The organism is Streptomyces sp. NPDC055966, assembly GCF_042269865.1.
Lineage (GTDB): Bacteria > Actinomycetota > Actinomycetes > Streptomycetales > Streptomycetaceae > Streptomyces.
Genome location: NZ_JBHJYK010000029.1, coordinates 1 through 19,998 on the forward strand (window position 1 = coordinate 1; position 19,998 = coordinate 19,998).

Below are 19,998 nucleotides of genomic sequence, written 5' to 3' on the forward strand. Positions count from 1 at the left end.
ATCATCTTCCTGGACGAGCCGACCACCGGCCTCGACCCCCGCTCCCGGCACACCATGTGGCAGATCATCCGCGAACTGGTCTCCGGCGGCACCACGGTCTTCCTCACCACCCAGTACCTGGAGGAGGCCGACCAACTCGCCGACCGCATCGCGGTGCTGAACGGCGGCAAGCTCGTCGCCGAGGGCACCGCCGAGGAACTCAAGCGCCTCGTCCCCGGCGGGCACGTACGGCTCCGCTTCACCGACCCGGTCGTCTACGAACAGGCGGCCACCGCACTGCGCGAGACCACCCGGGACGACGCGGCCCTCTCCGTCCAGATTCCCAGCGACGGAACCCAGCGCGAGCTGCGCGCCATCCTCGACTGGCTCGACAGCGCCGGCATCGAGGCCGACGAACTGTCCGTGCACACCCCGGACCTGGACGACGTGTTCTTCGCACTCACCGGAAACCCCCTCTCTTCCGCTACCAAGGAGATCGTTCGATGAGCGCCGCCGGCTACGCGTTCCGCGACAACCTGACCATGCTGCGCCGCAGCCTCCTGCACGCCCGCCGCTATCCCTCGCTCACCCTGAACGTCCTGCTGACCCCGGTCATGCTCCTGCTGCTGTTCGTCTACGTCTTCGGCAACGCGATGAGCGCCGGCATCACCGGAGGTCACGCGGACCGTGCCGAGTACGTCGCCTGCCGCGTCTTGCCCAGCCCGCCGGGGCCCGTGACGGTGACCACCCGGGCGTCGCGCAGCAGCCTGGCGACGGCGGCGACGTCGGCGTCCCGCCCCAGCAGCAGGTTCGGCTCGTGCGGCACACCGTGGCGCACGGGTGGTGCGTCCGCGTGCAGCAACTCCTGGTACACGGACCTGAGTCGGGGCCCGGGATCCGTGCCCAGCTCGTCGCGCAGCCCGCGTCGATAGGTGTCGTACCGGGTGAGCGCCGCGGCCCGGCCCGCCGTGGCCGCCTCGCAGCGCAGCAGCTCCGCCAACAGCTCCTCGTCGCGGGGCAGTTCGCCGACCAGTTCGGCCAGCGGTGCCGCGGCCTCCTCCGTGCGCCCCAGCCGGGCCAGCGCGAGCGCCCGGGACCGCACCAGTGCACGGAAGGCCCGGACCCGGTCGGCACGCAGCGCCGTCACGGGGTCGTGCCCTTCCTCGCCGTCCGCGGCGCTCGGACCGCCGTCCCACAGCGCCAGGCCCGCCTCGGCCCGCGTCAGGGCGCCCTCGTGATCTCCCGCCCGCGCCCGCTCGGCGCTCGCGCCCTCGTGCGCCAGCAGCGCCGAGCTGTCGACCTGTGCCTCGTCCAGCGCGAGCCGGTACCCCGTCGGCGTGCTCACGATCAGTCCGGCACCCAGCTGTGCCCGAAGCCGCGACACCAGCACCTGCACCGCCTTGCCCGGCCGCCCCGGCAGTGCGTCCGGCCACAGCCCCTCCACCAGCCGGCCCGTGCTGCACCCGGTGCGCAGATCCTCGGCGAGCAACGCCAGCAGTCCGCGCAGCCGAGGCGCCGTGATCTCCTGTCCGCGACAGGCGACTCGGGGCAGCAGGGTCAACTCGATGGTCACGTGTGAAGGTTAGCCAGCAGGGCGCGGAGACGCACCTGGCGGGGCCGGGCCGGAGCCGGTGCGGGTCCGGCGCTCATCCCACGGACGTAAGTCTGCGGAGGCATGCGGGACCGGTGATGCGTTCGCCGGGTGGATGTGTTCACGTGTGCCGCCTGACAGCGTTCCCGCATGGACACGCTCATGGACAGGCACATGAATGTGAATGCGAACATGAACAGGGACAGGGACAGCCGTGGCGGACTGACGCGCCGCCGTCTGATGGGAGCGGCACTGGCGGCCGGCGCCGCGGTGCCGATCGGCGTCGCGCGTCCCGCGTGGGCCGCCCGGACGGCTCCGGGCCCGGCGCGGCTCATCCTTCCCGTGCCCACGGGGCCGTACCCGGTGGGCACGGTGTCGCTGCACCTCGTGGACCCCACACGCCCGGATCCCGCGGCCGGCCCGGCCCGACACCGTGAGCTCATGGCCAGTGTCTGGTACCCCGCCCGGGATGTCCGGCGGTATCCGCGGGCACCCTGGATGGCCGCCGAGCCGCTGCGGGAGCTCCTGACGTCCGCGGGGTTCGCCGCGGACGCCGTGTCGGCACCGTTCACGGCCGGTCACGAGGGCGCCCCGGTGCGGCGAACGGGCGGCCGGCTGCCCGTCGTCGTGTTCTCGCACGGCGCCCACGACCACAGGTCCGACGCCACGGTCGTGGTGCAGGAGCTCGCCAGCCACGGGTACGTCGTGGTCACGGTGGACCATACGGGCGACGCGTTCAGCGAGTTCCCCGACGGCCGGGTCGTCGTCCCGCTGCGAGACCCCCAACACTCCCTGGGGCCGGGGGACTTCGCGCGGGACATCCGGTTCGTCCTCGACCGCGTCGAGGACCTCGACGCGGGGCGCAGTCCCGACGCTGAGCAGCGGCCGCTGCCGGCCGGGCTGTGCGGCGCCCTCGACCTGCACCGCATCGGCATGTTCGGCTGGTCGAAGGGCGGGACGGCGACCGCCCTCGTCATGATCGAGGACCGACGCGTCCGGGCCGGGCTGAGCTTCGACGGCCCGATGGAACCGACGGTCACCACGGACCTGGACCGGCCGTTCATGATGATGACGGCCGTGTTCACCCGGGCCGAGGATCCGAGTGCCGCCGAGTTCTGGTCGCATCTGCGGGGGTGGCGGCTCAATGTCCAGGCCGACGGCGCCGTCCACTCGTCGTACTGCGACAACCAGGTACTGATCCCGCAGCTGGCGAAGGTGGTCGGGATGAGCGACGAGGAGCTTCACGGCTGGATCGGCACGCTCGATCCGGCTCGGGCGCTGCGGATCCAGCAGGCGTACCCGCTCGCCTTCTTCGACCTGCATCTGCGGCACCGCCGGGGGCACCTGCTCGACGGGCCGTCCACGGCCTTCCCGGAGGTGAGGTTCATCCCCTGACATGTCGCCCTCGCCGGTGCGGGCGAGGCAGTCGCTGCGGGAGCGGGTGCCGGAGCGCAGCAGGCCGAGGAGGGTCGTGCAGGCGCGTCAGGCCTCGACGACGACCGGGATTCCCCGGCCGAGGCGTCGTTGGCGTCGCTCGGCCGAGGACTCGCGTGCGGTGAGTGTGTCAGCGCACGTGGACGGTCCTGACCGGCGTGCTCATGTCCGCGTGGGGGTGGCCGCCACGCGGACCGTCCACGCCGTAGAGCACGCCACGGAACTGCACGACGCCGCGGCGCGTGACCTTGATCTTCGCGTCCACCTTGGCGTCGTTGCCCCCGATCTCCGTGATCCGGCCGCACGCGACGGTGTGCCACCCGCCGCGCGTCCCCGTGCGCTCCTGCGCACAGAGCTTGGCGAAGCGCACCGCGTCGCTTGCGCCGTGCCCGGTGACATGGACGGTGTGCCCGGCCCGGACCGTGCCGGGCGACGCGTTCAGAACGACGTCGCCCTTGGCGAACGCCGGTGTCACTGCCAGCACGGCGGTGGCCGCGCCGAGTGCGCCCACGGCGACAACCCTGGCTCCCTGACGGCGGAAGCCGGTTTTCCCGGCGGAGCCGATACCACGGTTCATCTTGCTGTCCTGCCCCTCATCTGGTCCCCATCCACGGCCGGGCCGCCGCCCATGTCCTGGGCCGGTGACTGCGCTTCGACCGCAGCCTGATACCCCGCAAGACGGAATTCCCTCGCACCGCGTTGCCTGCCGACCATGAACAGGATCAGTGTGATGCGGAGGGCCCGCCAGTCAGCGCGCGGCGTGGCGGGGTCGTGGACGACACGAATGCTCGTGTACGACACGAATGGGCTCGCCCGGCCGGCTGATCCCGGGCCGGCCTGCGCGTTCATCTCCCGGCCGGCCGCCGCGCTCGCAGCCGTGGCGCCCGCGAGGTCTGTCTGCGTGCCTCGACGGAGGCACTGGGCGTGCCCCTGTCGGCGATGACCTCCCCCAGCCGCACGCCACCGCCGCCGATCGATCTCCAGCGGCGGCCGACGCCGCCGGATGGCCGAGAGGTGACGCCGTCCGAGGCGCGTGGTCGGTCCAACTCCTCGGTGGTGCACTGGAGATGGGCAGGCGCTCGCCGAAGGTGCCGACGGACGGGCCCGCCGCGATCAGGGTGGCGAAGGGCATGGGCAGGCCGAGGTGGTGGGGGACGGTGAGCGTGTCGAAGTTGTGGTGCGTCCCTGTGAGTGATATTCGGCCCCGGTCGGTTCGGCGGGCTGTGAGGCGGTCATCTCCTGAGGCGATCGATCCTTCTGACACAAAGGAGTGTGATGCGCGTGCGTACTGTTCTCGCTGCCGTCGTCCTTGCCGCCGCAGCGGTCTTCGGAGGCGCGACCCCCGCGGCAGCCCACAGCGGCTCCGCCCCGAGCACCACCGACGACGCCTCGGGCTTCCCGCTCCTGGAAACGCCGGTGAGCCTCATCTGCCACGTCGACGACGTGCTCGGCAACGCCCCCGCCTGCGACTGACAGGGGACCAGGAGACCTCGCCGGCTCGCGCAACGCCTACGTCGTGATGGGCGTCCTCACGGTCGTGCAGACGGAGGGCCCGGCCACGGCACCGAGGCCCCGGCTCGGGGGAGCCGGGGCCTCGGTGTCAGGTGTGCGGAGCGCGCAGTTCGTGCCGTCCGGGGGCTGTCAGGGATGCCGGCCGGGCCGGGTGGGGCTGGGCGACGTGCCGCCGTTGGTGCCGCTGGTCGTCCCGCCCGTCGTGCCACTCGTGGTCCCGTCGGTGGTGCCGCCGGTGGCGCCACCGAGCAGGCCGCCGTTGCCTGCGCCGCCGGTGGTGCCGCCGGTGGTGCCGCCAGTGGTGGTGCCGGTGGTGTCCGTCGGGCTCGGGCTGACGCAGTTCTTCTTGTGGTGGCGGCAGGCCCCGTCGGAGGAGCCCGGTGTGCCCTGCTTGGTCGGCTTGGCCGAGGGCTTGGTCGCGGTCGGGGAGGGGGTGGCCGTCGGGGTGCCGAACTCGTTCGCGCCCTGGCCCAGTGTGGGTGCGGGCGGGAACTGCTGGACGGGTTGTCCCTGGAGGGCGTCGGTCATGTAGCCGGTCCACACCTCGGTGGGCATGTCGGCGCCGAAGACCTTGGAGAAGCCGCCGACGCCCTTCATCGACTGGAGGCCGGAGTTCTTCGGGTCCTCCTTGAACATGCTGACCGCCGTGACCATTTGCGGGGTGTAGCCGATGAACCAGGCGGACTTGTAGTCGTCGGTCGTACCGGTCTTGCCGGCCACCGGGCGGCCCAGCGCCTGGGCGTTGGTGCCGGTTCCGCTCTTCACGACACCTTGCAGGACGTTGGTGACGGTGTCGGCGGTCGAGGAGGGCATGGCGGTGATGCCCTTGGGCGCCTCGAAGCCGGGCAGCTGATGGCCGTTGGCGACGACCTTGGTCACCGAGTACGGCTCGTGCTGGACGCCGCTGGCGTCGAAGGTGGCGTACGCGTCGGCCATGCGGATCGCCGAGGGGGTGGAGGTGCCGATGTAGAAGCCCGGGGTGTCGTACTGAAGGCTCTTGCGCAGCAGACCCGCCTTGAGGGCCTCGCCCTCCACATTGTCGTAGCCGACGTACTCGCCGAGCTGGACGTAGGGGGTGTTGACCGACTGTTCCATCGCCTTGCGCAGCGTGATGTAACCCCACTTCGTGGGCACGTCGTTGCGCTGGTGCAGGAGGCCCGAGGGGTCGCTCGGGTCCGGCATCTCCTGGCCCTGCTGGTTCTTGATGGTGATGCCGTCGTCGCCGTTGAACTTGGAGTCCGGGGTGATCGGTGAGGCCGGCTGCCCCGGAGAGAGGACGGCGCCGTGGTCGAGGCCGGCGGCCAGGTCGAAGGGCTTGAAGGTCGAGCCGACCGGCACACCGGTGGCGTCGGCGTTGTTGGTCCAGTGGCCCTTGTTCCAGCCCGCACCGCCGTACAGGGCCACGACCGCGCCGCTGGACGGATCGACGGACGCCGCGCCGACCTGGACGTCCTTGTCGGCCGAGCGGTGCTTCGGGTCGAGGTGCTTGTTCTCCATCGCCGCCACGGACGCCGACAGCGCGTTCACCTTCTTCTTGTTGAAGGTGGTGTAGATCTGGTAGCCGCCGTTGCCCAACTGCTGGTCCGTGAGGGACGTATGGGCTTCGACGTACTTCTCGGCGGTCTGCACCAGATAGCCGGTCTGCCCGGACATCCCCGCCGACGGGGAGTAGGGCTTGGGTGTCGGGAATCCGGCGGCCAGGTACTGCTGTTCCTGCGCGGCGGTGATCTTGTTGATCTTGGCCATGCGGTCCAGCACGTACTTCCAGCGCCCGGTGGCCTGGGCCTTGGCCTGGGGATCGGTGTCGGCGTGCATGAGCAGGCTCGGCTCGTTGACCGTGGCGGCGATGAAGGCACCCTGGCTGACGGTCAGTTGGGAGGCGTGCTCGTGGTAGTAGGTGCGCGCCGCGGCCTCGATGCCGTAGGCGTCACGGCCGTAGTAGCAGCTGTTGAGATAGCCCTGGAGGATCTGCTGCTTGGACAGCTGGCCACCGATCTTCAGGGAGATCATGATCTCCCTCAGCTTGCGGGTGACCGACTGGTCCTGGGTCAGGTAGGTGTTCTTCACGAACTGCTGGGTGATGGTGGACCCGGACTGCACCTCGCCGCCGGAGGCCATGTGGTACACGGCGCGGAGCATGCCCTGTGTGTCGATGCCGGGGTCGGTGTAGAAGGTGGCGTTCTCCGCGGCGAGGAAGTCCCACTGCACCGGCTTGGGAACCTGGGAGAGGTCGACGTTCTGGCGGTTGGTCGACCCCTGCGTCGTCATGATCGAGCCGTCCGACCAGTAGTACGTGTTGCTCTGCGCCTGTGTGCTGGGGTTCACACTGGGGATCGTCGTCGTGGCGTAGGCGTACCCGAACAGCCCCACCACGCAGCCCAGGAACAGCAGGAACGTGCCGGACACCAGCTTCCACGAGGGAAGCCACCGCCGAAAGCCCTGTCTGTGCGCTTGCGGGTAGTTGATGAAGCGGCGCCGGCCGGAACGCCCGGCCTGTGCACGCCGAGTACCCGCCGCGGCACGCCCTGTGTCCGTCGCACCGCCCGCTTCCGCCGGGCGACGTCGTCGTCCGCCGTCCCCCCGGGCAGCCCTGCGCGCCTCGGCCCGGCCGCCGTACGGCACGCCGTCCGAGCCGGACGGCCCGGTCCTCCCCGACGTCCGGCGCCGGTGTTCACTCATACTCGCCACTCCTCAGCCAGGCGTATGCCCCCACTGCTAGCAGCCGGCCCGTCCCGGCGCAGAGCCTGACGGGGGCTTGACCTGGGGTGGATTGCCGTTCCCGGCATCTCCTACAAGTTGTAAGACTAAGCGGTGCCCGGTGTGCGGGGACAACCGCCCCCGGGCAAAGTCCTGCGACGAGGGGAGATGGCCGTTCGGCGACCTATCCGCGGGGCCCGCCGTGCATGCCCTCGTGTCCATGTCCGTGCCCGTTTCCGCGCCTGTCACCGTGCACTTCTCCGCGCCTGTCCCCGTGCCCGTCGTCGTGTTCCTCTTCCTCGTGGTCCGGCGGGCCGCCCATCATGCGGAGCATCGCCGGACCACCGGTGCGCAGGAAGCGGACGAGCAGGGATGCGGCCAGCAGCAGGAAGGCGATGTTGAGCCAGGTGGTGTAGTTCCAGGTGATCCCTTCCTCGGGGATCCTGGCGTCGGCCTGGTCGGGGATGAGCCCGAGGCCGCCGAAGGCGAATTCCACGACATATCCGGCCACGGCGATCGCCGTGAAGAACGTGACCAGCAGGAAGACGGCCATCCGGGCGCCGTAGTACTTCCGGTAGATGTTCAGGATCGGCAGGATCAGCAGGTCGGCGTAGACGAAGGCGATGACGCCGCCGAAGCTGATGCCGCCCTTCCACAGCACCACGGCAAGCGGCACATTGCCGATGGAACAGACGAAGGTGGCGATTGCCACCAGCGGCCCGATCAGGGGCCCGATCAGCCTGGCCGCCAGTGGGTGGTCGGCCAGGAAGAACGTGCGCCAGAAGTCGTCCGGCACCCACGCCGCGATCGCCCCGGCGATCAGCAGCCCCGCCACCAGGTCGCGCAGGATCGCCGCCCATTCCATGACGAAGATGTGCGACACGGACGTCAGGCCGTCCCGGGAGAAGAGCCGCCGGGCGAATCCGCCCTCACCGCCCGCGGACATGTCCATCGCCGCGTGCCCCTCCATGGAGCCCGCCAGTCCGCGCTCGGCCTGCTCCCGTGCCCGGCGCAGCAACCGCTCGCGCAGCAGGACCCGGAACAGCAGGGCGAGCACGACGATCATGATCGGGCCGCCGACGAACTCCGCGGCGGTGAACTGCCACCCCATCAGCAGGGCCAGGATCACACCCAGCTCGATCACCAGGTTGGTGGAGGCGATCTCGAAAGCCATGGCCGCGGTGAAGTCGGCGCCCTTGCGGAACAGCGACCGGGCGAGCGCGACAGCGGCGTAGGAACAGGACGAGGACGCCGCGCCGAGGCCCGCGGACAGGGCGAGCGTACGGGGCCGGTCGTCGCCGAGGAGCCGTACGACCGTCTCGCGGCGCACCACCGCCTGGACGACCGCGGAGAGGGTGAAGCCGAGGATCAAGGCCCAGGTGATCTCCCAGGTCATCGACCCGGCAAGGGAGAGCGCGTGCCCGATCGCATGCATGATGCCTGCCCTTCGCTGTCGACCGCCGCCGTCGGGACCGGAGTCTATACCCCCTCGGGGTATTTGAGGCCGGGCGTGTGCTGGTGCAGGGCGTTCGCGCCGTGGTCGGGCGAAGAGGGTGCGGTTCTGGCGCACGATGGTGTTGGCGGGCGGTCGGTGGCGGGCGGTCGGTGGCAGGTGGTCAGGTTCCGGAGGGGTCGGGCTTCGGGCGCGGGCCGCCGAAGCCGTGTGCCGAGAGGTCGAACCAGTTTCCCTCCGGATCCATGGCCCGGTACTCGGCGAAGGGGCGGCCGGTGAAGCGTTCCGCGGGTTTCGGAGTGCCCGCCGCAACCAGTGCCTCGGACGTGGCTGCCGTGTCCTCGACGTGGAAGCCGAAGTGGTTCATTCCCACCGGGGTCTCGCCGTCGAGCTGGTGCTTGATCAGGGCGAGGGACAGATATCCGTCGGAGAGGAAGCAGCTGCCGTCCGGATCACGGTGGAAGAGTTCCATTGCGAAGACCGAGGAGTAGAACTCGGCGAGCTTCTCCGGGTCGCGGGCCACGATGGCCAGGTGGCGGAGTTTCGGCCGCCCGGTGGGTTCGTTCATGGCGGAATCCTTCGCGTCGAGGACGTGCTCGGTCGGGCGGGGTGCGGGGACCATGTTGTGGAACGCCCTGATCAGCCAGCGACGTTCCGGTGTCCGCTCCACGACGGCCAACGCGTGCGTGGAGGTGAGCGGTTCGTCGCTGCGGGCGGTGATGGTCGACTCCGCCTCGACCGTGGCCAGACCGGGGCGCAGGAAACGGACGGACACGACCTGGGCGTCGAGGAGCGTTCCGGCGAACGGCCCCTGGAACAGGGCCTCGTGCCCCGCCTCGATGCCGCTGCGGCCGGCCGGCTTCTCGCCTCGTACGGTGGTGAAGTCGCAGTCCTCCGTGAAGCTCGCGGCGAAGAGCGCGGCGTCACCCGCCGCCCAGCCACGGGTCATCCGCGACCACAGGGCCCGGATCTCCTGAACGTCGTCCCCGGCGCCGCCGTCCCGGGTGTGTTCGCGGGCGCCGTGCGAGCCCGGGGTGTGGGCTTCTTCGGGCTGATGCATCGTTCTCACACCTTCAGCAGGGCGCTCGTTCGGACGAGCAGGGCGAGTTCGGGGCAGCCGGTGTCCTCGGACCGGTGCGGGAAAGGCGGGGCCCAGGCTGCCAGGGAGTGGTAGTACGCGCCGCCGCGGTGCTCCAGGTAGCAGATGAGGTTGAGGGGCCATCCGGTCCGCCCGAAGAGATGGCGGTCCATGGGCGTCGGGCGCTCACTGAGCACCTGACCCCGTTCCGACGGCGGACCCAACCGGTGCCAGTCCGGGTGCATGTGGATGGAGCCGAGCAGATCCATCCCCAGGGCGTCGGCCTCGCGGGACGCGCGGAGGAGGTCGCGGGAGTCCATCCACCAGCCGCGGTGCTCGTTCTCGTAGGCCGGTCCGAACGTCGGCACGATCGTCTCGCGGAACTCCCGTCGGGCCGACGGATCGGTCGTGCGGGCGTTCCGGCCGAAGGTGATGCGCCGTACGTGGTACGTCGTCGTCTCCGCGTGGCCGAGCAGCAGGGCGAAACAGGGCAACGGGGCCTGGGCCGTGATGAGTTGGTACTCGCCGACGGCGGCTGCGAGGAAGTCCGCGAGTGCCTGGTCGTCCAGCAGGACGGTGGGAGGAGCGGGGGCGGCGCCGAGATCGGCGGAGCCCTCGGGAGCGCTACATCGGGTGTTCGGTAACGCCGGTTCGGGTGTGTTCGCCGTTACGGACATGGGGGGTTGGGTCTCCGTTGAGGTGGGGTGGGGAGGCCGGAGGAGGGGTGAGGGCGAGGGGGGAGCGGGTGACCGCGAGTTTACTTGAGAGTTCACAATCTTCGCCCCGGTCGGAGTGAAGCGTGGGGTATTCCCTATGCGGCATAGGGGAGTTGGGAGTTCGCCACCATCGCCGAGGTCAGCAACTACTGGCGCTGAGCGGCCTCCCGGGCCTCGCCGCCTGTGTCCGACGCGGGGTCAGTGGGGATCGGCGGGGACGGGTGAGAGTCGGTAGGCGGGCCCGTGCGAGACGACGTGGCCGGCTGTGGGGGTGCGAGTGGGTGCCCAGGCGGGGTTGGCGCGTTGCTTGCCGTTGCCGATGCCGGTGTCGACCAGGATGTGCAGCCCGTCGAGGGTGAAGGCGAAGCTGTGGCTGTCGATGTGCAGGATGCCGGAGTCGTCGGCGAAGTGGGGGCGCAGCCAGTCCTGCCCGGCGACGAGGTCCGGGGTCGCGTCGGGCAGCAGCCACGCTCCGGTCGCGGGTGGGAGGGGGACCTCGTCGATGCGGTGGACGGTGACGCCGCCCACGGTCCAGGAGGGGACGGCGGTCGGCTCCGTGGCCGGTGGAGTGCTCATGAACGGGCGCATCCTTCGGTCTCGTCACGGAAGATCGTCGCGGGTCGGTGCGGCGTCCTCGCGCTGGAGCATGGGGTTTGCTTCAGTCCGCCGTAGATCGTCCGCCACCGCGCACGCCGCCGTGCGAGAGCTCGCCTCGGACGTGGGCCGGGCCGCCCCGAGGGGCGTCCCGCCGGCGACGGCACGGTCAACACCGGCGACCAGCACCCCGGCACCCCCTGGCTATGCTGCCGACGAAACGTTCAGCGAAGCGCTCAAACGGACAGCGGGTTGTGAGGGGGCCATCGGCATGCGCGAACCGGTCGATCTCAGGCGGCAGCGGATCCTCGCCGCGGTGCAGTCGCGCGGTGGGATCCGGGTCAGCGATCTCGCGGCGGAGCTCGCGGTGTCGGTGGTGACCGTACGGCGCGATGTGGAGGAGCTGGCCCGTGCGGGCAAGCTGCGCCGCGGCCATGGTGTGGCCCGCCCGGTGCTGCCCGAGACGGAGCGGCCGGCCGCCCCCGCGCCGCGTTCGGCGAACGGCGGTCCGGTCGCGGTCGTGGTGCCCGAGCGCCATGCTTATCTGTACGAGGCGTTGCACGGCGCCCGGACTGTGTTCGAGGAGGCCGGGACCCGTATCGCGCTGCACATCGCACCGGCTGCCCCGGGGGCCGAACAGCCGCTCGTGGAGCGCGCGTTGGCCGAGGGGGCGCGAGGCCTGCTGATCGCGCCGCGCTGGCGCAGCCGCACCACGGAGGAGGCGGATTACTCCTGGCTGTCGCGCCTGGACGTGCCCGTGGTGGTGATGGAACGCAGGCCGCGGCGCGGCAGCGCACTGCACGCCGTGGACACCGTCTGCACGGACCACTGGTACGGCATCCATCTCGCCGTCGGCCACCTCACGGAGCTGGGCCATCGGCGTATCGTGCTCGCCGCGCGCGACGACAGTCCGACGGCCCGCGCCATCCGTGCCGCGTTCACCGAGATCGCCGCGGACCACCCGGACGTCGACAAGTGGGCCGTGGCGCTCAGTTCGCCCGGCGCGGTGCCCGACCGGGCGGCGGCCACCACGGAGACACCGGTCGAACTCCCTTCAGTTCTGGCCGAGTTGGGTGCGACGGCCGCCGTGCTGCACGGCGACGTGGACGCCTTGATGCTGGTGCAGTCGCTGCGCGACAACGGCGTGCGGGTTCCCGAGGACTGCTCCGTGATCGCGTACGACGACGTGGTCGCGGCGCTCGGCAGTACCCCGCTGACGGCGGTGTCCCCGCCGAAGGCGGACGTCGGTCGTGCGGCGGCGGAGCTGCTGCTGCGCCGGCTCGACCCGCGGGACCCCGAGGGGGCGAGCGCGCCCGTGCGGCGGCTGGAGTTGCTGCCGTCGCTGAAGGTCCGCGGCTCGACGCAGGCGCCGCGCACATCCGCGACCCCGGAGTCAACTGCCCTAGCGAAGTGAGCGTTTGACCGTTTTATTTTCCTCTGATTGATCTATTGACCAGGTTCATTCAGTCGCTCAGTATTCCCGTGACCCGAACACGCAGGATCCGCACGAGCCGCGGGAGGCGCCCATGCCTGGTCGACAGAGCCGTCGATCCGTGCTCGCCGCGATCACCGCGCTGCCGCTGACGGGCGCACTGAGCGCGTGCAGCGGAAACGACAGCGCGTCCCTCCGATCCGGGAGCAGCAGCAAGTCCGGCAGGAAAGGCGCGACCACCATCACGTTCTGGTCTGCCCTGCGCGGCAGCCAGCAGGTGGTGGACGCGTTCAACAAGACGCACGACGACATCCAGGTCGACTTCGAGCAGATCCCCTCCGGCACACAGGGCGGGTATCTGAAGCTGAGCAACGCGGCACGCGCGGGCAACGCCCCCGACGTCGCCACCATCGAGTACCCCCAGCTGCCGGGCTTCGCGATCGACGGGGTCGCCCGCGACATCACCTCGCTGGTCGGTGCAGGCCTGCGGGCGAAACTGCTGCCCCAGTCGCTGGGCCAGACGACCTTCGGGAAGCGCACGTACAGCGTGCCGCTCGACATCGAGCCCATGGTGCTGCACTACCGCAAGGATCTGTTCGACCAGCTCGGCCTCGATGTCCCCACCACCTGGGACGAGTTCGCCGACCTGGCCCGCACGGTGCGCCGCACGGGCGGCGGCCGCCGGATCGCCGTGTTCCCCACCGACGGCATGCCGCAGATGGCCGCCTGGTGCTGGCAGGCCGGGGCGCAGTGGTTCGACATCTCCCAGGGCGCCTGGAACGTGTCCATGGCGGACGCCCCGACCCGGAAGGTCGCCGCGTACTGGCAGCGGCTCATCGACGAGGACCTCGTCCACTGCAACTCCACCACAGCCCGCCTCTACGACGCGCAGATCGGCAAGGGCCAGGTCCTGACCCGGCTCAGCGGCGCCTGGGACGCGGGCGCGCAGATGAAAGGGCATCCGGAGCAGAAGGGCCAGTGGCGTGTCGCGCCGCTGCCGCAGTGGACCCCGGACCAGCCGGCGCTCGGCACGCACGGCGGCTCGACGTTCGCCGTCACGAAGGACAGCAGGCACCCCGAGGCCGCCATGGAGTTCATCGAGTGGCAGGTCGCGCACCCCGACGCCCTCAGGGCCCGGCTGTCCAGCGGCGCGAGCAGCCAGTACCCGGCCGCGACCGGACTCGTGTCCGTGGGGCGTGCCGCGTTCGACCGCGCCTACTACGGCGGTCAGGACATCTACCGGCTGTTCGAGGAGGAGGCCCACAAGATCCGCGACGGCTGGGTGTGGGGCCCGCGCATGACCGCCACCGGCTACGTCATGCAGGACGCGTTCGCCCGGGCGGGAGCCGGCTCCGGCACGATCCTGTCCGCCATGCGCGCCGCACAGAACGGCACGATGCCCGATCTCAAGGCGCTGGGCCTCGCCACCACCCAGCATTCGACGTGACCGCCCGCACTCCGAGAGGCAGGTGACCCATGACCGCGACAGCCCGCGTCACGACGCCGCGGACCGCCCCGGCACAGCCGGCGGACGGCTCCCGGCGCACGGCACAGCGTGCGGCGAAGCGCCGTCGTAACGGCGCCGCGGGCGTCCTCATGACGCCGTTCTTCGTCCTCCTCACCCTCGTCTTCCTGCTCCCGGTCGGCACGGCGGTGTGGCTGAGCTTCTTCAGCGACGACCATCCGGGCCTCGGCTTCGGCCCGGCGCGCACCGTGTTCGTGGGCCTGCGCTCGTACTCCGTCGTGCTCACCGACCCGACGTTCCTGTCCGGGCTCGCCACCGTCGGGCTGTACTGCCTGATCTACATCCCGCTGATGGTGACCGGCTCCCTGGCGCTCGCCCTGCTGCTCGACTCCGGCGTCGTCCGGCTGCGCGCCTGGGCCCAGTTGGGCCTGTTCCTGCCGCACGCGGTGCCCGGCATCATCGCCGCCCTGATCTGGCTGTACCTGTACACACCCGGCATCAGCCCCGTCATCGACGCGCTCGGCAAGGCCGACGTCACGGTGGACTTCCTCGGCCTGCACACCACGCTGCCGTCGATCGTGAACATCGCCCTGTGGAGCAACGTCGGCTACAACATGGTCGTCTTCTACGCGGCCCTCCAGGCGGTGCCCCGTGAAGTGCTGGAGGCGTCCGTGGTCGACGGCGCGGGGCCGGTGCGCACCGCGCTCCAGGTCAAGGCACCGCTCGTACGCTCCTCGATCGTCATGGTCGCGATGTTCACGCTGATCTGGGCGCTGCAACTGTTCACCGAGCCGATGCTGCTCCACCAGTCCTCACAGATGATCAACACCCGGTTCGCGCCCAGCATGTACATCTACGACGCCGCCTTCAGCCGCAACAACTTCTCGCTCGCGGCCGCCGCCTCCGTGATCCTCCTGGTCATCACCATCGCCCTCTCCTACGGGGTCACCCGCTGGACCAACCGCGTCGACTCGGCCGAGGTGAGCGCCCGATGAGCGCCACGGACCGGACCCTGACACGCCCGCGGATGCTGGGCCGGGCGACCGTCAACGTCGTCGTGGCGGTCTCCGTCCTGTACACCGTGCTGCCGGTGGTGTGGCTGCTGCTCGCCGCGACGAAGTCCCGCGACGCCCTGTTCAGCAGCAGCATCCTGTCGTTCCGCGACTTCTCCCTCGTCCGCAACATCGAGGACCTGTTCGCCATGGACGGCGGACTGTACGGCCGCTGGTACGGCAACAGCCTGCTGTACGCCGTCCTGGGCGCGGCGCTCGGCGCGCTGATCAGCGTCGCCTGCGGGTACGCCTTCGACAAGTACCACTTCCGGCACAAGGAGAAGCTCTTCGGGCTCGTGCTGGCCGCCGTCATGGTGCCGCAGACGGTGCTCGCGCTGCCGCTGTACCTCATCGCGTCCGAGACCGGTGTCGTGAACACCTTCTGGTCGGTGTTCATCCCGGTCCTGTTCAACCCCTTCGGCGTGTACCTGGGCCGCATCTTCGCCCAGGGCTATGTGCCCGACGAGATCCTGGAAGCCGCGCGGGTCGACGGCGCCGGCGAGCTGACGACCTGCATACGTGTGTCGCTGCGCATGCTGGGCCCCGGTCTGGTCACGGTCTTCCTGTTCCAGCTGACGGCGATCTGGAACAATTTCTTCTTGCCGATGGTGATGCTGTCCAACCAGAACCTGTATCCCGTGAGCCTGGGGCTGTACCAGTGGAACAGCCAGGCGTCCGTCTCGCCCGAGTACTACCCGGTGGTGATCATGGGCTCGCTCCTCGCCGTCCTTCCGCTCATCGTCGCGTTCGCCCTCCTCCAGCGCTTCTGGCGGTCCGGCCTGACGGCGGGGGCGGTCAAGTGACCAGGCCCCGCGCGGCGTTGGCCATGTCGCGCCAAGCGGCGGCCGCCGTCTTCACCCCGCGGTCGCTGGCCGCGCTCGGGGACGTGTGCGACCTGGCGCCGCTGCCGGTCCTGGACGACCTGACGACCGTACGGGCGAAGGACGTCCTCGGCGATGTCGAGCTGCTCGTCACCGGCTGGGGATGCCCGGGCCTCGACGCGGACGTCCTCGCGGCGGCGCCCCGGCTCGCGTGCGTGGTGCACGCGGCCGGTTCGGTGCGCGGCCACATCACCGACGCCTGCTGGGAACGGGGCATCGAGGTGTCCTCGGCGGCCGCGGCCAACGCGCTGCCCGTCGCCGAGTACACACTCGCCATGATCCTGCTGCACGGAAAACACGTACTGGAACGCGCCCGCGACTTCCGGCGGACACGTGAGCGGGCCGACTGGCTGAGCACCTCGCACGAGGTCGGCAACTACCGTCGCACGGTGGGCATCCTCTCCGCCTCCCTCATCGGCCGGCGCGTCATCGAACTGCTGCGCCCCTTCGACCACGAGGTGCTGCTGCACGACCCGTACGTCACCGGGGCCGAGGCCGCCGAGCTGGGCGTCCGATGGGTGCCCCTGCCCGAACTCTTCGCCCGCAGCGACCTGTTGAGCGTCCACACCCCGCTGCTGCCCGCCACCCGCGGACTCGTCGGCCGCGAACTGCTGGACGCGATGCGGCCGGGAGCAGTGCTGATCAACACCTCGCGCGGCGCCGTCGTCGACCAGGACGCGCTCACCGACGTGGTGCGCGCGGGCCGCGTCCGGGCGGTGCTCGATGTGACGGACCCCGAGGTCCTGCCCGCCGACCACCCCCTGTGGGACTGCCCGAACGCACTGATCACGCCCCACCTCGCCGGCTCCCAGGGCAACGAATGGGAGCGGCTCGCCGACACGGCCGTCGGCGAGGTGGCCAGGTGGGCCGCGGGCGACGGCCTCGCCCACCCCGTACGACGCGAAAGGCTGGCCTTCCTCGCATGAGCATCCCGATCGAACTCCCGCCGGACGACCGGGAATCGAGCCCGTACACCGGCTACACCCGCGCCCACTGGGAGGCCGTCGCCGACGGGCTGCTCGGCGCCGCCTGGCGCTGGGCGACCCCCGGCGGCGCCCTGCTCGACCTGCCGGGCCGCCCGTCCAGGTCCGGCGTCCGCTCGGACGGCCTGGAGGGCTATGCCCGTACGTTCCTGGCGGCCGGCTTCCGGGTCGCGGGCGCCGGCGGCAAGGACCCGCACGGCTGGCTGGAGCGGTACGCGACCGGCCTCGCGTCCGGCACCCGCACACCCGGCCGCAACGACACCGAGTCATGGCCGCTGATCCTCGACCACCATGTACAGGGCCAGCCGATGGTCGAGTCGGCGTCGGTGGCGCTCGGCCTGTCACTGACCAGGCCGTGGCTGTGGGACCGGCTCGACGGCGACGTACAGGACCGGGCCGAGACGTGGCTGCGCGGCGCCGTCACGCACACCCCCGCGCCGAACAACTGGTACCTCTTCCCGTTCACGGTGGCGTCGTTCCTGGAGTCCGCAGGCCGCGGCGACGCCGCGACGGCGCGGGCCAGGGAGCGCGCGCTCGACCTGATGGAGACGTGGTACCGGGGCGACGGCTGGTACGCGGACGGCGACGGCCGGGCCTTCGACCACTACAACGGGTGGGCGTTGCACCTGTATCCGCTGCTCCACGCCCATCTGACGGGCGACACGGCGCTGTCGCAGCGGTTCGGGCCGCGGCTGCGCGAGCACCTGGAGGGCTTCTCGCTCCTCTTCGGCGCCGACGGGGCGCCGATCCACTTCGGGCGTTCGCTGACCTACCGGTTCGCGGCGTCGGCGGCGGTCGGCATGGGTGCCGTCACCGGCCACACCCCGCTGCCCCCGGGCACGTCCCGCCGCCTGATCAGCGGAAACCTGCGCTACTTCCTCGACCGGGGCGCGGTCACCGACGAAGGGCTCCTCAGCCTCGGCTGGCACGGCCCGCACACCGCCACGCTGCAAACCTACTCCGGACCCGCGTCGCCCTACTGGGCGTCGAAGGCCTTCGTCGCGCTGCTCGCGGCTGAGGACGACCCGCTGTGGACGGCGACCGAGGAGGCGGCCCCGAGCGACGGCCCCGACCGGGTGCTCGCGCTGCCCGCCCCCGGACTGCTCGTCCAGTCCACCAGGGCCGACGGCATCGTGCGTCTGCACAACCACGGCAGCGACCATGTCCGTCCGCACGAGGGTGAATCCGCCGCGGAGGACGACCCGTTGTACGGCCGCCAGGCGTACTCCACGCACACCGGCCCCACATCGCGGGCCAACGTCGCCGACAACCATCTGTCCGTGGAGGTCGGCGGCGTGGCAAGTGTGCGTCGGCGCATCCATCCACTGGGCGCGGGACAGGGCGACGGATGGGGCTGGGCGGCGTCCTGGCACCGGCCGGTGTTCCTGTCCGGACCGCCGATGGTGCCGGGCCTGCGCGTCGAGAGCGTGACCGTGGCACGCGGCCACCACGAACTGCGGATCCACCGGGTGACCGGGGCGCCCCACGGCGCACGGGTCACCCTCACCGGATGGGCCACGCGGGCGCTCCGCTCCGAGCTGACGGGGGTGCACGGCTGGGCGGGGGCGGACCAGGTACGCGCGCCCGAGGGCACGGCCTACGAGCCATGGGTGCGGATGCCCAGGCTTTCGGCGGAGGTCCAGGGAACGGCGGTGCTCGTCGCACTGGCCGCCCTGGGAGCCGACGCCGGTGATGATGCCGAGGCCCCGCCGCTCGCCGCCGCCGTGGCCGAAGTGACGTGGCTGGACAGCGAGTTGCGTGTGCGCTGGGCAGACGGCCCGCAGACCGTCGTGTCCTTCGACCCGCTCCGGGTGCGGACGGTATAGGCTCCGCGCACGTCGTGCTTCCCCTACAGGGGACGAAGGCGGCCACTGGCGGCGGTGCCGCCGTGGCTGGTGCCCATGTTCTGGATGCCGAGGGGCAGGCCGCTCTTCTGGTCGACGTTCTTGTACGGGCCGGAACCGGCCGCTCCTCCGCGCACCCACCTGGCCGGCGCCCGGGGAGCCGGAGGCGTCACCGCTGCCGCCCTCACGGTTGGCCCAGGCGTGGTAGGGCACTGCCGTCAGTTCGATCAGGTCGCCCTCGGCCGGGCGCTGAGTGGTCGCGGCGGTCTCGGTGGTCTCGGCGGGGGAGGAGCCCGGAGAGAGGTACGGGGTGTACGGCCGCCAGCCGGGGTCCGGGACATGGCGTCGGCGGCCCGCGGCCGTGATCGTCGTGACGCCTCCGAGCAGGTCGGGGCGCTGCTTGACGGCGAGGGGGCGGGTGGGGTCGAGAACGATGTCGTCCAGGCCGCCGCCGGGGTGGTCGGCCTGCTCCAGGCAGTGGACGAGGGGACCGCGCTCGATGGCCACGCACCCGCGTAACGGCGTCCATGCGCGGGTCGGCAGCGGTGAGGCGGGGATCGAGGACGAGTTCCAGGACCACCTGGTCGCCGGTAGCCCGGACGCGGTGCAGGCGCAGCCAGCCGTCGGCGACGGGGGCGTCCGTCCGGTCGTACGATTCGGTGCCGCAGCGCACATGGAACTCGCGGCACCAGTGGGGGATGCGCAGGGACAGCGTCCGGGGGCGGTCGTCCGGGGTTTCCTCGACGATGGCGCCGTTCCAGGGGTACTCGGTGGCGCAGCTGAGGGTGATGCCGTCGCCGGTGTAGGTACCGGTCTCGGTCCTGCTGTGCGACACCCGAGGCGACTCCATCCGCGAACAGCACCACCTGCGCAACCTCATGGACCGCCGCGTCGACGGCATCATCGTCGCCGGCCGCCGCACCGACCCGCGCCCGCCGCTGACGGGTATCACGGGCCTGGAGACGGTCCCCGAGGTCCACGCGCTCTCACCGTCCACGGATCCCGGCGACATGTCCGTGGTCACGGACGACAAGGGCGGCGCCGAGCTGGCCGCGGAGCACCGGCTGGCCACCGGCCGCACCCGCATCGCCCACATCACCGGTCCCGAGCACCACGCGGCCGCCCGCGACCGGGCCCGCCACACCGTGGCGCACCTCGAACAGGCGGGCCTGGCGCTGTCCACCGGCCGTGTCCACTTCGGCGAGTGGAGCGAGGCATGGGGCCGCCGCGCCGCCGACGCGGTGCTGCGTACGGCGCCCGACACGGACGCCTTCTTCTGAGATTCAC

The 19,998-nt window shown here is 71.2% G+C and carries 15 protein-coding genes and 6 pseudogenes; 11 read left to right on the top strand and 10 right to left on the bottom strand.

Features of this window, described 5'->3' with window-relative positions; translation table 11 throughout:
- Positions 1–486 (top strand): annotated as a pseudogene (locus ACFC8N_RS41580) (ABC transporter); the annotation flags it as partial.
- A pseudogene (locus ACFC8N_RS41585) lies at positions 483–773 on the top strand (ABC transporter permease); the annotation flags it as partial. The pseudogenes ACFC8N_RS41580 and ACFC8N_RS41585, both read left to right, overlap by 4 nt.
- On the opposite strand, the pseudogene ACFC8N_RS41590 reads toward ACFC8N_RS41585, so the two are convergent.
- Positions 659–1,552: pseudogene (locus ACFC8N_RS41590) on the bottom strand (BTAD domain-containing putative transcriptional regulator); the annotation flags it as partial. The pseudogenes ACFC8N_RS41585 and ACFC8N_RS41590 overlap by 115 nt on opposite strands.
- A gap of 210 nt (positions 1,553–1,762) precedes the next feature.
- On the opposite strand from ACFC8N_RS41590, the gene ACFC8N_RS41595 reads away from it, so the two are divergent.
- Positions 1,763–2,965: an alpha/beta hydrolase family protein gene (locus tag ACFC8N_RS41595; protein WP_376294702.1), complete on the top strand. Its 1,203-nt coding sequence runs from the start codon at positions 1,763–1,765 to the stop codon at positions 2,963–2,965.
- A 169-nt stretch (positions 2,966–3,134) separates the two neighbouring features.
- On the opposite strand, the gene ACFC8N_RS41600 is transcribed toward ACFC8N_RS41595, so the two are convergent.
- Positions 3,135–3,581 (bottom strand): hypothetical protein, encoded by a 447-nt coding sequence (locus ACFC8N_RS41600; RefSeq protein WP_376294703.1) that lies wholly within the window; start codon positions 3,579–3,581, stop codon positions 3,135–3,137.
- Between the two features lie 704 nt (positions 3,582–4,285).
- Between ACFC8N_RS41600 and ACFC8N_RS41605 the strand changes: the two genes are divergently transcribed.
- Positions 4,286–4,477, top strand: coding sequence for a hypothetical protein (locus tag ACFC8N_RS41605; protein ID WP_376294706.1), 192 nt, complete (start codon positions 4,286–4,288; stop codon positions 4,475–4,477).
- Positions 4,478–4,645: 168 nt separating this feature from the next.
- On the opposite strand, the gene ACFC8N_RS41610 is transcribed toward ACFC8N_RS41605, so the two are convergent.
- From ACFC8N_RS41610 to ACFC8N_RS41630, 5 genes and pseudogenes are all read right to left on the bottom strand, one after another.
- The gene (locus ACFC8N_RS41610) at positions 4,646–6,922 is read right to left on the bottom strand and encodes a transglycosylase domain-containing protein (RefSeq protein WP_376294708.1); all 2,277 of its coding nucleotides are present in this window, start codon (positions 6,920–6,922) and stop codon (positions 4,646–4,648) included.
- Between the two features lie 475 nt (positions 6,923–7,397).
- Positions 7,398–8,648: a permease gene (locus ACFC8N_RS41615; RefSeq protein WP_376294711.1), complete on the bottom strand. Its 1,251-nt coding sequence runs from the start codon at positions 8,646–8,648 to the stop codon at positions 7,398–7,400.
- 181 nt (positions 8,649–8,829) lie between these two features.
- Positions 8,830–9,726: an SgcJ/EcaC family oxidoreductase gene (locus ACFC8N_RS41620; protein ID WP_376294713.1), complete on the bottom strand. Its 897-nt coding sequence runs from the start codon at positions 9,724–9,726 to the stop codon at positions 8,830–8,832.
- 5 nt (positions 9,727–9,731) lie between these two features.
- Complete coding sequence (locus ACFC8N_RS41625; protein WP_356031220.1) at positions 9,732–10,421, bottom strand: hypothetical protein; 690 nt, start codon at positions 10,419–10,421, stop codon at positions 9,732–9,734.
- A 309-nt stretch (positions 10,422–10,730) separates the two neighbouring features.
- Positions 10,731–11,036: pseudogene (locus tag ACFC8N_RS41630) on the bottom strand (MBL fold metallo-hydrolase); the annotation flags it as partial.
- Positions 11,037–11,325: 289 nt separating this feature from the next.
- Between ACFC8N_RS41630 and ACFC8N_RS41635 the strand changes: the two are divergent.
- From ACFC8N_RS41635 to ACFC8N_RS41660, 6 genes are all read left to right on the top strand, one after another.
- Positions 11,326–12,468, top strand: coding sequence for a substrate-binding domain-containing protein (locus ACFC8N_RS41635; RefSeq protein WP_376294716.1), 1,143 nt, complete (start codon positions 11,326–11,328; stop codon positions 12,466–12,468).
- Positions 12,469–12,580: 112 nt separating this feature from the next.
- On the top strand, positions 12,581–13,933 hold the full coding sequence (locus ACFC8N_RS41640) for an ABC transporter substrate-binding protein (protein WP_376294718.1): 1,353 nt from the start codon (positions 12,581–12,583) through the stop codon (positions 13,931–13,933).
- Positions 13,934–13,962: 29 nt separating this feature from the next.
- On the top strand, positions 13,963–14,946 hold the full coding sequence (locus ACFC8N_RS41645; RefSeq protein ID WP_376294721.1) for a carbohydrate ABC transporter permease: 984 nt from the start codon (positions 13,963–13,965) through the stop codon (positions 14,944–14,946).
- Positions 14,943–15,806 (top strand): carbohydrate ABC transporter permease, encoded by an 864-nt coding sequence (locus tag ACFC8N_RS41650; protein ID WP_376294723.1) that lies wholly within the window; start codon positions 14,943–14,945, stop codon positions 15,804–15,806. The genes ACFC8N_RS41645 and ACFC8N_RS41650 overlap by 4 nt, the downstream gene beginning before the upstream one ends.
- A gap of 23 nt (positions 15,807–15,829) precedes the next feature.
- On the top strand, positions 15,830–16,810 hold the full coding sequence (locus ACFC8N_RS41655; protein ID WP_376294726.1) for a hydroxyacid dehydrogenase: 981 nt from the start codon (positions 15,830–15,832) through the stop codon (positions 16,808–16,810).
- A complete protein-coding gene (locus tag ACFC8N_RS41660; RefSeq protein ID WP_376294727.1) occupies positions 16,807–18,693 on the top strand; it encodes a DUF2264 domain-containing protein in 1,887 nt (628 codons plus the stop codon). The genes ACFC8N_RS41655 and ACFC8N_RS41660 overlap by 4 nt, the downstream gene beginning before the upstream one ends.
- 23 nt (positions 18,694–18,716) lie before the next feature.
- On the opposite strand, the gene ACFC8N_RS41665 is transcribed toward ACFC8N_RS41660, so the two are convergent.
- From ACFC8N_RS41665 to ACFC8N_RS41675, 3 genes and pseudogenes are all read right to left on the bottom strand, one after another.
- Positions 18,717–18,848: a hypothetical protein gene (locus ACFC8N_RS41665; RefSeq protein WP_376294729.1), complete on the bottom strand. Its 132-nt coding sequence runs from the start codon at positions 18,846–18,848 to the stop codon at positions 18,717–18,719.
- A 100-nt stretch (positions 18,849–18,948) separates the two neighbouring features.
- Positions 18,949–19,386 (bottom strand): annotated as a pseudogene (locus ACFC8N_RS41670) (hypothetical protein); the annotation flags it as partial.
- Positions 19,337–19,615: pseudogene (locus ACFC8N_RS41675) on the bottom strand (hypothetical protein); the annotation flags it as partial. The pseudogenes ACFC8N_RS41670 and ACFC8N_RS41675, both read right to left, overlap by 50 nt.
- On the opposite strand from ACFC8N_RS41675, the gene ACFC8N_RS41680 reads away from it, so the two are divergent.
- Positions 19,536–19,991 (top strand): hypothetical protein, encoded by a 456-nt coding sequence (locus ACFC8N_RS41680; RefSeq protein WP_376294839.1) that lies wholly within the window; start codon positions 19,536–19,538, stop codon positions 19,989–19,991. The pseudogene ACFC8N_RS41675 and the gene ACFC8N_RS41680 sit on opposite strands and share 80 nt — an antisense overlap.
- Positions 19,992–19,998: the final 7 nt, after the last annotated feature.

Coding starts and splice junctions, on each gene's coding strand:
- ACFC8N_RS41635 (WP_376294716.1), top strand. CDS start 11,326: ATGCGCGAACCGGTCGATCTCAGGCGGCAGCGGATCCTCGCCGCGGTG.
- ACFC8N_RS41650 (WP_376294723.1), top strand. CDS start 14,943: ATGAGCGCCACGGACCGGACCCTGACACGCCCGCGGATGCTGGGCCGG.
- ACFC8N_RS41615 (WP_376294711.1), bottom strand. CDS start 8,648: ATGCATGCGATCGGGCACGCGCTCTCCCTTGCCGGGTCGATGACCTGG.
- ACFC8N_RS41660 (WP_376294727.1), top strand. CDS start 16,807: ATGAGCATCCCGATCGAACTCCCGCCGGACGACCGGGAATCGAGCCCG.
- ACFC8N_RS41655 (WP_376294726.1), top strand. CDS start 15,830: ATGTCGCGCCAAGCGGCGGCCGCCGTCTTCACCCCGCGGTCGCTGGCC.
- ACFC8N_RS41600 (WP_376294703.1), bottom strand. CDS start 3,581: ATGAACCGTGGTATCGGCTCCGCCGGGAAAACCGGCTTCCGCCGTCAG.
- ACFC8N_RS41645 (WP_376294721.1), top strand. CDS start 13,963: ATGACCGCGACAGCCCGCGTCACGACGCCGCGGACCGCCCCGGCACAG.
- ACFC8N_RS41640 (WP_376294718.1), top strand. CDS start 12,581: ATGCCTGGTCGACAGAGCCGTCGATCCGTGCTCGCCGCGATCACCGCG.
- ACFC8N_RS41625 (WP_356031220.1), bottom strand. CDS start 10,421: ATGTCCGTAACGGCGAACACACCCGAACCGGCGTTACCGAACACCCGA.
- ACFC8N_RS41620 (WP_376294713.1), bottom strand. CDS start 9,726: ATGCATCAGCCCGAAGAAGCCCACACCCCGGGCTCGCACGGCGCCCGC.
- ACFC8N_RS41595 (WP_376294702.1), top strand. CDS start 1,763: ATGAACAGGGACAGGGACAGCCGTGGCGGACTGACGCGCCGCCGTCTG.